We start from the raw sequence: 11,438 nt of genomic DNA on the forward strand, positions 1-11,438 counted from the left end.
GAGTAAACGCTGAATTAGAACGGAAGTAGCTGAAATGGAAGTAAATATGACCGTATCAAGACCGTTATTTAAACATATTCGTAATCATACTGCGCTTTTTAACGAGCTTTCTCAATATAGAAACGCCGCAGTGAATGTATTAGGGTTCTCAGGTTATGAATTTCACAAAACACCAAAATTCGTCACTGAAGATGGAAGCAGGCTTACTATAGAGCCAGAAAGAAGTATAGTTCTTCCAAAAGTGAACGCGCTGGCAGGGCTTAAAAATAAGCTAACGCAAGCTATTCCAACGTTGCACATGGTTGAACATAGTGAAATAGGCTATCGCTATCCAACAGCAGCGTTAGCGGGGTTAGATGCTCCATTTATAAAACGCATGCGCTCTGAGTATTTTCATAAAGTAGATGAAGATAGAAGTATTTGCCGCCCCGTGAATTTGTCATATGGAATAAAAAGTCGCGGGAAAGCTGATAACCGACAAGAATACGAAGTGTGGATGCCCGATGAAGCCCCAGATCAAAACCCGCTTCCATTGCTCATTGATGCCTATGGGGAAGACTTACCGGATGATGTAAGACACTTCGTGGAGCAGCCATCAAAAGTACACGGTTGGATGGGCGTTAAGCGTGCGGCATTTGAAGCGCTTTACACAAATAAGCAACACTGCGGTGATTTGATTATTTGTATTGCCATGAGTGTTGATGCATACAATATCGGCGCTAAGCCAGATTTAGCCTATTCTCCAGAAGCTGAAAGCTCTATTGCGGTGAGTAATGCTGAGTTTGAATGGGAAATAGAAGGCTACTATGCTCCGCGGGGCTGGGCGTTCGATCACGATGAGGTATGGGCAGCGATAAATCACACATTGGAAGCTATCAATAAACCGCTCGATGATCTCTATGGCAATGAGATTATCCCTATTATCGAAAGTAAGACAGAACGCATTTTATCAACGCTGAAGTCACTTGGTGTCACGCAAGAAGAAGTAGACGATCTTAATCTTCAGCCTTGGGAATTTATGCTTACCGAAAGTGAGCACAGGGTGAAAGCCCATGATCCCAGTCGTTCAGTTAATTTATTGGGTAGGCTGAATCGTCTCTTTTACCAACCAGAGCAGCAGTTGCCATCACTTAATTGGATGCACGATCTCATTTTGTAGGTCAAAAACTTCAGAGTCACGTTGGTAACGACTATAACCCCCACTATGATTTTTGGAATTAAGCGCGCTGAAAGTAATTTCATGCGCGCTTTTTTGTGCGCCCGTAATGGGCAACCTGTAACTAAAAAGACTTATATGTAAATTTTTATATAAATGTTGTTATTTTATGTAAATTACTTTCATTTTTGTCGTAATCTGTATGTTTAATTCTCACTTTCTGTAATTAAATTACGAAAAGTGCTTTATTTTTTGAAAGTTTTGTTCATAATGTACACATCACTTAGGTGATATCTAATTTAGTTACAAAATAGGAATTCAAAAAATGAAACTGTCTACTTTCGCTATTGCTTTAACATTAACTGTTGCTGCTACTCAATCTTTCGCAAAAGATGTAGTACTAAAACCAATTAACGACAACATCGAAACACAAGCGTGTTTAACTGCGGCTAAAGAAGGTTTTGGCCCAGCTCTGCGCCTTATCCGCGCAAATGGTTTTAACGCTGAAGAGTTCAGTGCATCTGTACGTTGTAACGGTGAGTCGCTTCGCACTTTCGCTTACATGTACAAAAACAACAAGGCAACTGAAAACGCAAAAACAGTAGCACTTGTTGCAAAGAATAAAGATGTTGCTTCACAAGCGTGTCTAGAAGCACTTTCTGTAGGTAAAGATGCAGCACTAGCGAAGTTTGGTTTGGAAGGTGAAAACATCATCTGTAACCACAAAGAAATGTCTGACTTTGTTCGTGAATACAGCGCAGAAAACGTAGTAGTTCGCACAGCAGCTGAATAAGACCGCGTTTTAGGATAGCAACCTACTGCTAATATTTTGTACAGTTTCATGGCCTTTCGCTTGAAAAGGCGAAAGGCCTGACACTTTACGAATTTTACTTCTAAATCCCTTTTCTACTCTGGCTTTTTAGCCAATCGACATCTATTACTTTTGAAGTTAGCGCAAGATATCACGCATGTATTTATCGCTTTTCATCAGAATGAATCAAATGAAACTCGGTCTGCCTACCATCTAAATAGGTTACTGACTTCCCGTCAAAAAATGCATCTTCTTCCAGCATAATTCTTATTTCTTTGTTCCACTCTTTAATAAAACTCGCTGCATTGAGTTCTATCGAGTAAGCCGTTTGTGCAAACATTGGGTAGTCGCCCTGAACCGGCACACCTTCTTGTGCATCCCACATTCCTATCGTTGGGCCTGCTGCGTGCCCATGGAAACCCAGCGGGTGAGTATAAATAGCGGGCGTAATACCTTGCTCGATGGCCTGCTGTCGCGACATACTCAATATAGTGTTACCTGTTCTGCCTACTTTAAAATTACCGGTCAGTATGTTTTGCAGTTGGTTACCCGCTTTAAGCGCCTTTTTAAGTGACGCAGGCGCATCTTTTTCACCAGGTTTTAATACGTAAGCATGTTGCTGTTGATCCGTATTAAGTCGCAAGTAGGTAATGCCAAAGTCAACGTGTATCAGGTCGCCCGGTCGAATGGTGTTTTCACCTGGACGTTTGCTGAAAGCACTGACCTGATCGAACACTTCATTGTCTTTTCTTTGGATGGAAACCGTAGGATGAAACCAATTGGTGAGCCCTAAGGCACGCGTTTGATCCCGAAGCCACCAGACAACATCATCTGTAGTGGTTACGTTAGGTGTGATGACTTCATTTGAAAAAGCTGTCGCTATCAACGAGTGACCAATTTGAGTGAGTACGGGATAATACTGCATTTCCAGTTCACTTCGCGTTTCTAACCAACCTATAGCCAGCCTTTCACCGCTAACAACGCGGCTTTTTAATTCTTCAGAAAGTACACCCATAAATTTTTCGTGTTCGGTAGCCGTCATGCCATCTGCAAGAGCAAATGCATTTGACATATTAATGGCTATTTTCGAGGGGTTACGGGCTTCTATGATCTGTTGCAAGGCTTTCCACTGATCAGGTTGTGCTTCCTTGTCCCACGCTTTTTTAAATAGCGAGCCTACTGCATATCTCGCAACGGCTAAACGTTCCAGTGGCTGACCATTGCCCGGGTTATAAATGACTAGCATGGTATGGCGTCGTGCGGAAATCCAGGTTGAAGGCAGCATGGTTCTTAAAACAGGGTCTTCATTGTATTCCCGTGACATTAGCACCCACATGTCGATGCCTTCACGCTCCATTATTGGGGGGAGTACAGAATTGAAGCGTTCAACGGTGATCTTATCAATCAGCTCGCTGCGCTGTTTCATACTAAGTATGTTATCTGCCCATGCGCTTGCCGATAGGGATAACATTACTAAACCTAAACTTATCGCTAGTACCTTTCTCATCCATGTTTCCTGTCTATTATTATTGAAATGATCACTGTGCGCGTCCATTTTTAGTAAACAAACTTAGCAAACAAAAAACTAAATAAAACGCGCACAAGTGAGGTAATGTTAATCTAACACTAAAATTGAAAGTTCAGCTAGGTGTAACACTTGATGGGATTACACATATGAAACGACTTCAATTTCTATGTTTTGCTGTGCCATGAAATAAAAGCGTCTACCTGGTTCATAATCACCGTGGCTGTAGGTATTGAAATTTAACGCAAGAACCCGCTGTTCGGTTTCGTCTAAATTTGGCACAACAATGCCAATATGATTAATGTTGGGCAAAGTTTTATAATCGCTTTCTATATCATTGATAGTTTTGGGCCTGTAAAGGGCAAGGTAGTCTCTATCGTTTCCTACGTGTACGGTGTAGCCGTCATTTTTTGCGCCGCCGCTCCACCTTACTTTCCAACCGAACAGCGTGCAAAGCAAGTTAGCTAACTGATCTGGGTCTTGAACGGTAATATTCGTGTGCTCTAAGTATGCAACTGTCATGTGTTTTTCCTTGTGTAGATAATCAACACAAAACAGCTTAATATCTAAAGCTAACTTTAGATCAAGCACTTTTATGCACTATAAAAAATTGTGAGAAGAGAGGCGCTATGGCACCGGAACCCTTGGTAAGTATCGGCTTTATTGCAAAGCGTACAGGTAACGCAGTGTCATTAATTCGCTATTATGCTAACGAAGGGCTTATTCCTTCAGTGCGCACTAGTGGAGGTAATAGAGCTTTTCCTCGCTCTGTTATTCGCAGAGTTTCTTTTATTTTAATCGCGCAAAACATGGGTTATACCCTTGCGCAAATAAAGAATTTGTTGTCTACGCTGCCAGATAACAGAACACCTACCCAAGCCGATTGGGCTAAACTGAGTACAGTATTTAATAAGCATATTGAGGCAAAAATTGCGGCGCTGACCAGTTTAAAAAGCTCGTTGGAAGGCTGTATTGGCTGTGGGTGTTTGTCATTGGAACGCTGTAGGCTTTACAATACTGACGATAAGGTGGCAGCCCAAGGTAGTGGCGCCCAGTTGCTCGATGAAAACGTGCAATCTCAGTTTTTAGTTTCACACAAAAAGTAGCGCTTCATGCATCCTAAAAATCTACATAAGAACGGCTATCCAATGGATGCGCTGTGCCAGTCATACCCTGCGCTTAAGCCTTTTCTCGTTAAAGCTAAAAGTGGCAATATCAGTATAGATTTCACTAATTCACAAGCTGTAAAGGTACTTAATGCAGCTTTGCTTCGTCACTATTATCGGCTTGACTACTGGGATATTCCCGACGGCTACTTATGCCCGCCTGTACCTGGTAGGGCCGATTATATCCACGGTATAGCTGACTTATTAAAATCAGCAAGTTCTAATTTAAAAAACGGACGTGGGCGAGACGTACGTGGTTTAGATATCGGCGTGGGCGCAAATGCTATCTATCCTATTATCGGCGTTACTACCTACGACTGGTCGTTCGTAGGTAGTGACGTTGATGAAGCTGCCGTAAAAAACGCTAGTGTCATTGCTAGGAAAAATAGTGTCTTGGCCGATAAGTTCCAAGTTCGTAAACAAACGAATAGTGCGCACATCTTTAACGGCGTCATTAAAGGAAACGAACGGTTTACCTTTACTATGTGCAACCCTCCGTTTCATAAGTCTGCCCAAGAAGCGCTGTCTGGCACACAAAGAAAAACATCCAATTTAACTCGCAATAAGCAAAAGCGAAGTAGTGGAAAGTTTACCGATAATCAAGTTCAAGGTTTAGGGGGGCGTACAACCAAGCTGTACGGCAAAAATGCCTCTTACCAGAGGCAGGATGCGAACTTAAATTTTGCAGGTCAAGCTAATGAATTGTGGTGTGAAGGCGGCGAACTGGCTTTTATTCAGCGCATGGTGCAAGAAAGCACATCGGTAAAAAACAACGTAGAGTGGTTTACCTGCTTAGTCTCCAAAAGTGCTCACCTAAAACCTATTAAAACCAGTATCAACTATTACGGTGCAACCCAGTGTAAAGTGGTTGATATGGGGCAGGGAAGCAAACTAAGCCGCTTTATTGCATGGACATTTTAATCGCCAAGTAGCTGAACGCGATTAATTAAGAGCATTTGAAACAACGAGCACCGGGAATGTGGTGCTCGCATACATTCAAATTAGTACGAGATTTTCTCGTAAAAACTATGCCAGAGATCGAAATTTAGAAGCTAAAGGTCTTAGATACACCAAACACTATACGTTCGTCGGCGGTATTTATATCAAGGTTTGTGTTTTCAGCAGCAATTTCAAAGTCTAATCCTTTGTAGCTTGTCTGATAGGCCAAACGGTAGTGGTAGAAAGACGTGTTTTCGTCACGCCATACCCAAGTATCGCTGTCTAAAGAGTTAGATACGTCAAAGCTTGCACGAAGGTTGTGGTTAGGTGCAAGTTCAAAGGTGTGAGCAATCATAGCAACTGTGTGTCTTGAGCCTGTGCCAAAGTAGTCCCACGTGTACCACAGGTTAAGCTCAGTATTACCATAGTCGCTCGCATAGCCGAATTTAGTATAAATTTCTGGATAGTTACCGTCGCTTGAATCGTCACCGCCGTGATAGGAGTAGTAGGCAATGCCATAGTCAATACTGACAGTTTCAGTGAGCATTTGGTAACGACCAATGTAGGCGTCCCACTCAAGGTTGGTATCGCCACCAAAATCAACGTTAGATGCCCAAGTACCAACGTAAGTCCCGTTATCAAAAGCTTTATCAACACCTCCTTGAAGAGCCGGGTCGTTTTGTGTTTGGCTTAAACCGTTAAAGGTATAATCTGATACCGCAGAGATATTGGCGCTCCAATCAGCGAATGTGGCTGAAGAATACAATGCTGTAACGAGAGCCGCTGTGAATATGTGAGTTGATGTAAAAAGAGAATTTAATTTTTTCATTGTTAAACACCTGTTTTTTATCTTTGTTTTATTTCGCCCATTTCTTATAAAGCGCGCTCTTACGCGAGCTCCGGGCAATACTTACCCCCATTGGCTCAAAGTGAGCCAATGTTAAGAAGGTAAGAAGTAAATGATTTAGTTAGTTGAGATTTTCTATCTTAGTAAAGTCGATCTTGTTCTCTTTCGGCGAGGTTTTGATAGCCGTCACCGATTTAAACTTCTGACTTAGAATGAAAGCAAAGCAGCTAAAGAAGATAGCGATAACTAACGCACCTACCCACTGAATTTGCAAAAAGTCTAATTTGAACAGCAGTGTAAGTAACGATAGTGCGACTATGTTCAGAGCAATGTAGTTACCTTTACCAATGCGTTCCACGGTCATATTAAGATTGTCGGTATAAAGTCTTATTAGTGAATCAAGTGAATTGATTACAAAAACGATACCCACAAATACCATCGCCATATTGGTTATTCCTTCTGTAGGAATACCGGCACTGTGATAGTGGTACAACACTGAAAACCAGGCAGCAATAGGGATAGATGGGATAACCATCATAGCCAACATAACTTGGTAAGTTTTAAGACCGCCCACGAAACGAGAGGTAAACTGACCTATCATGATACTCCAGCTGAACCACCAAAATAGATAGAACTCGTGATACTCATTAATGGGCAGTACGAAGTTATCAATATTCGCAAAATAGCCGCCAATAAGGCCTAGGTTTTTAAAGTAAGCTGATATCTCACTTTCACCAAACACAAATGCCGCCGCCCACATGCCAATAATAAGCGCTATAAATACCCACGTTGTAGTGAGGCTTAAAATACGCACGTATTTAATACTAGTACTTGAATAGACCGCAAAGGCAATAGCCGCAAACACAATTAGGTAGAACGCAGGTACTACAGATTCACCATCACCTACTGACGGCAGGTACCATGGAAGGTTAGACAGCAATAAGAAAGCCGTGAAAGCACAGGTTCCTATGATTACCACGTTGTTTACGAACTTAACGATAGGAAGCTCGAAGAATTTAACCTTGGGTTCTATTACGCAGAAATAAAAACAAGTAAGAAAGTAGAATCCCCAAATTAAGAAACCCCAAAACCCAAACTCAATGGCGAGCGGATTGGTGAATGCGTATTCAGGACTTGCGCTTATGTCAGCATAACCAGCAAATTCAGTGAGTGGGAACATAATAAGGCCCACATCCAAACCCGAAGTAAAAAGGATGGCAATAAAGGTAAAAGTTCTAACTGGCGTTACGCCGACCACTTTCATATTGCCCCATTTAAATAAAATATAGGCCACCGAAAGTAGAGTGAAAATAATGCCTGCACTAAGCCATACTGTCATTATCACCCTCCCAGTATTGATAAAAATAAAACATGTTTTTTCCTTTTTTTCGTTATTAAACAGACCACCCAGCTACACGCGTCGTCACCTTAATCGGCGGCATATAGGCACTGTGGAAGGTGTGCTTGTTGCAATAACAAGCACACTGGTGCGAAATTGCTTTAATGTTTAATGTTTAATGTTTAATGTTTAATGTTTAACGTTTAGCGTTGCTCGGTTTGCCAATTAGGGTGGATGTCTACCGCCACATTCTGTGGTGGTAAAGCAGGTTTACCCAAAATTTTGTCTGCCGCTTTTTCAGCTACCATTATGGTAGGTGCATTAAGGTTTCCATTTGGAATGGTAGGGAAGATAGATGAATCCACCACACGCAGTCCTTCAATGCCATGTACTTTGGTTTGAGAATCTACTACTGCCATGTCATCCTCGCCCATTTTGCACGAACACGACGGGTGGTAAGCACTCTCAACAGCTTCGCGCACAAAGGCATCGATTTCTTCATCTGTTTGAATATGCTCGCCAGGCTGAATTTCGCCGTCTCTGAAGTCGTCGAATGCTGATTGTGCGATGATTTCTCTTGTTAGTCTTACGCAAGCTCGAAATCCTTCAATATCATCTTGATGCTGTAAGTAGTTAAACAAGATTTTTGGCGGCACTGTTGGGTCAGCCGACTGAATGGTAACGCTACCTCTACTTTTTGGTTTATTGTGACCAACGTGTACTTGAAAACCATCGCCGTCGAATGCTGACTTTCCATCGTAACGGATAGCCGCTGGCAAAAAGTGGTACTGAATATCAGGCCATTCCACATCAGCTTTGGAACGAATAAACGCGCAAGACTCAAAATGATTCGTAGCCCCTAAACCTGAACGGTTTAGTAACCAGCGAGCGCCAATTAGCCCTTTCGAAACTAAGCCGAGCTTGCGGTTTAGCGTAATGGGCTTCTTGCACTTGTACTGGAAATAGAACTCCAAGTGATCTTGCAGGTTTTGGCCCACACCCGGCAGATGGTGTTTGACATCGATACCTGCTTTTTCAAGAACATTTTTATCGCCGATGCCTGAAAGTTGCAGAATATGTGGCGAACCAATAGACCCGGCACTTAAGATAACTTCATTAGACGTATTTGCGGTTTCAGCTTTGCCATTAACCACATACTCAACGCCTTTTGCGACTTTATTATCAAGAACAACTTTAGTCACCAGCGCGCCCGTCACTATGGTTAAATTCTTGCGCGATTTAACTGGGTCAAGATATTCACGGCTTGCTGAGCTACGAACGCCGTCTTTGACGGTCATATGCATAGGCCCGAAGCCTTCTTGTTGCTTACCGTTATAATCGCTCGTGATGTCGTAACCCGCCTGTTCACCGGCTTTGATAAAGGCGGTATAAAGCGGATTCTTCATTTCATTGCCGTTGTTAACGCCAAGCTCACCATTGCCACCACGATAAGCATCGTTACCCTTGTACCAGGTTTCTGCTTTTTGGAAGTAGGGTAGGCAGGCTTGGTAATTCCAGCCCTCTGCGCCGTGTGCTTCCCATTCGTCGAAGTCTTTGGCGTGACCACGTACGTATACCATACCGTTAATAGACGACGAGCCGCCTAACACTTTGCCTCTTGGGCAGTGCATCTCACGGTTGTTTAAATACGGCTCTTTTTCAGTATTAAATTGCCATGCATACTTGTCGGTATTCATTGGAATAGACAGCGCTGTTGGCATCTTTATGAAAATGCTTTTGTCAGAGCCACCGGTTTCCAGTAGCAATACCTTGTGCTTTGGGTTTTCCGACAGGCGGTTCGCTAGCACACAGCCAGCAGAACCTGCTCCAACAATAATGTAATCAAATGTCTGCATATGTACTCCTACTGCGATTTAAAACGGGCTTTCAATTTGGCTCATACCTACATAAACCGACTTGGTTTGCGTGTAGCTATTTAGCGTTTCAACGCCGTTTTCTCGTCCAATACCTGACTGCTTATAGCCGCCTACAGGCATTTCAGCAGGAGAGTTTCCATATGCATTTATCCAGCAAATACCAGCTTGTAGCTGGTGGATAACGCGGTGCGCGCGCTGGATGTCTTTACTAAATACGCCCGCTGCCAAACCTAGCTCAGTGTCGTTTGCTCGTGCGATCACTTCGTTTTCATCATCGAACACCAACACGCTCATTACTGGCCCAAAGATCTCTTCCTTGACGATAGTCATATCGTCGGTGCAATCTGTGAAAATTGTTGGTTCAACAAAATAGCCGTTAGGAGCAGAAGCTGGAGAGGCTGCGTTACCACCGGTTAATAGCGTTGCGCCTTCTTCTTTCCCTTTCGCAATATAGCTAAGCACTAGCTCTTGGTGCTTTTTAGAGATAAGTGCGCCTAGGTTTACATTAGGGTCTAGCGGGTCACCCATAATGATATTGTTTTCGGTACGGGTTTTAAGCTCATCAATAAAGGCTTGATACACCGAGCGCTGAACGTAAACACGAGTACAGTTAGTGCAGATTTCACCTTGAGTATAAAAATTACCTAGCATGGCGGCGCTGATAGCCTGGCTAATGTCCGCATCTTCAAATACTACAAGCGGAGACTTACCGCCAAGCTCCATAGTCACGTCTTTTAAGTTCGATGCAGCGGCGCTTTGCATCACTTTTTTACCCGTTCCAACTTCGCCGGTAAAAGATACTTTTTCAATGTCTGGGCTATTTGTAAGCCATTGACCAACTTGCGCTGCACCTTGTACAACATTGAATACGCCAGCAGGTAGGCCAGCTTCAATAAAAATTTCAGCCAGTTTAAGCGCGCCCATCGGCGTTTCTTCTGATGGTTTAAATATAAATGCATTACCAGCAGCAAGCGCTGGGCCTGACTTCCAGCAAGCGATTTGAATAGGGTAGTTCCACGCGCCAATACCAGCACAGATACCTAGTGCTTCTTTGCGTGTGTAGAAGAAATCGCCGCCAACAGGTTGCTGAGTGCCCAGTTGAGTAGGAGCAAGGCCCGCATAGTACTCAATGACGTCGGCGCCAGTTTCAATATCTACACAATCAGCTTCTTGAATAGGCTTACCGGTATCAAGCACTTCTAATTTGGCGAGTTCATCATTACGTTCGCGAAGCAGTGCAACCGCCTTATTAAGAATGCGAGTTCTTTCGATAGGCATCATTGCTGACCATACCGCAAAGCCTTCTTTAGCACTCTTAATCGCTTCTTGTTGGATAAACTCATCAGCCACTTCTACGTGATAAATTACCTCACCGGTTGCAGGATTGGTTACTGCAAAGCTTTCTTTGCTTTTGTTCGCCATCGGCTTGCCGTGAATGAAATTCTGATAAGTTGGTAATGACATGCATAAACTCCTACTTTTAATAGTGCTGACAACGCTCGCCAATTAGCGCGCTCTTTGCGTGAAAAATAAATACGTACAAGCTAATACACATATTTGGTTTCAATACGATGAATAGTGTTGAAACTATTTTTTTCGCTAAGATTTCGAAACGTTCGAACTGATCGCTCTTCGCTTAATAAACACCACTTTAGCTTTCTTTACCTTCACCTCTATCTGAGCCGCTTTTCTGCAGGCTTTATAGGCGTTAATTTAGATGCGCTTAGGTAGTGTTTTTATTTTAATTGGCTGTTCAATAAAAATAAATTGTATAGTGT

10 protein-coding genes are annotated in these 11,438 nt (G+C 42.8%); 4 read left to right on the forward strand and 6 right to left on the reverse strand.

Annotation, left to right across the window (positions count from 1 at the left end; translation table 11 throughout):
* The first annotated feature begins 46 nt into the window (after nt 1-46).
* Together IW644_RS06575 and IW644_RS06580 are read left to right on the forward strand one after the other, a co-directional pair.
* Nucleotides 47-1,159, forward strand: coding sequence for a hypothetical protein (locus IW644_RS06575; protein WP_269916936.1), 1,113 nt, complete (start codon nt 47-49; stop codon nt 1,157-1,159).
* Nucleotides 1,160-1,481: 322 nt separating this feature from the next.
* Complete coding sequence (locus tag IW644_RS06580; RefSeq protein ID WP_179984153.1) at nt 1,482-1,949, forward strand: DUF3718 domain-containing protein; 468 nt, start codon at nt 1,482-1,484, stop codon at nt 1,947-1,949.
* A gap of 181 nt (nt 1,950-2,130) precedes the next feature.
* Here the strand turns inward: IW644_RS06580 and IW644_RS06585 are convergent, their stop codons facing one another.
* Complete coding sequence (locus IW644_RS06585) at nt 2,131-3,474, reverse strand: M24 family metallopeptidase (RefSeq protein ID WP_269916937.1); 1,344 nt, start codon at nt 3,472-3,474, stop codon at nt 2,131-2,133.
* A 159-nt stretch (nt 3,475-3,633) separates the two neighbouring features.
* A complete protein-coding gene (locus IW644_RS06590; protein ID WP_269916938.1) occupies nt 3,634-4,014 on the reverse strand; it encodes a VOC family protein in 381 nt (126 codons plus the stop codon).
* Nucleotides 4,015-4,121: 107 nt separating this feature from the next.
* Between IW644_RS06590 and soxR the strand changes: the two genes are divergently transcribed.
* Both soxR and rlmF read left to right on the forward strand, forming a co-directional pair.
* Complete coding sequence (soxR, locus tag IW644_RS06595) at nt 4,122-4,598, forward strand: redox-sensitive transcriptional activator SoxR (protein WP_269916939.1); 477 nt, start codon at nt 4,122-4,124, stop codon at nt 4,596-4,598.
* Between the two features lie 6 nt (nt 4,599-4,604).
* Nucleotides 4,605-5,579, forward strand: coding sequence for a 23S rRNA (adenine(1618)-N(6))-methyltransferase RlmF (rlmF, locus tag IW644_RS06600; RefSeq protein ID WP_269916940.1), 975 nt, complete (start codon nt 4,605-4,607; stop codon nt 5,577-5,579).
* 124 nt (nt 5,580-5,703) lie between these two features.
* On the opposite strand, the gene IW644_RS06605 is transcribed toward rlmF, so the two are convergent.
* From IW644_RS06605 to betB, 4 genes are all read right to left on the reverse strand, one after another.
* Nucleotides 5,704-6,426 (reverse strand): TorF family putative porin, encoded by a 723-nt coding sequence (locus IW644_RS06605; RefSeq protein WP_269916941.1) that lies wholly within the window; start codon nt 6,424-6,426, stop codon nt 5,704-5,706.
* Nucleotides 6,427-6,565: 139 nt separating this feature from the next.
* On the reverse strand, nt 6,566-7,783 hold the full coding sequence (locus IW644_RS06610) for a BCCT family transporter (RefSeq protein ID WP_269916942.1): 1,218 nt from the start codon (nt 7,781-7,783) through the stop codon (nt 6,566-6,568).
* Between the two features lie 203 nt (nt 7,784-7,986).
* Nucleotides 7,987-9,639, reverse strand: coding sequence for a choline dehydrogenase (gene betA, locus IW644_RS06615; RefSeq protein ID WP_269916943.1), 1,653 nt, complete (start codon nt 9,637-9,639; stop codon nt 7,987-7,989).
* Nucleotides 9,640-9,657: 18 nt separating this feature from the next.
* Entirely contained in the window at nt 9,658-11,124 is a 1,467-nt protein-coding gene (gene betB, locus IW644_RS06620) for a betaine-aldehyde dehydrogenase (RefSeq protein WP_269916944.1), read from the reverse strand.
* Nucleotides 11,125-11,438 lie beyond the last annotated feature (314 nt).

The organism is Alteromonas sp. PRIM-21 (genome assembly GCF_027563165.1).
Classification (GTDB): domain Bacteria; phylum Pseudomonadota; class Gammaproteobacteria; order Enterobacterales; family Alteromonadaceae; genus Alteromonas; species Alteromonas macleodii_A.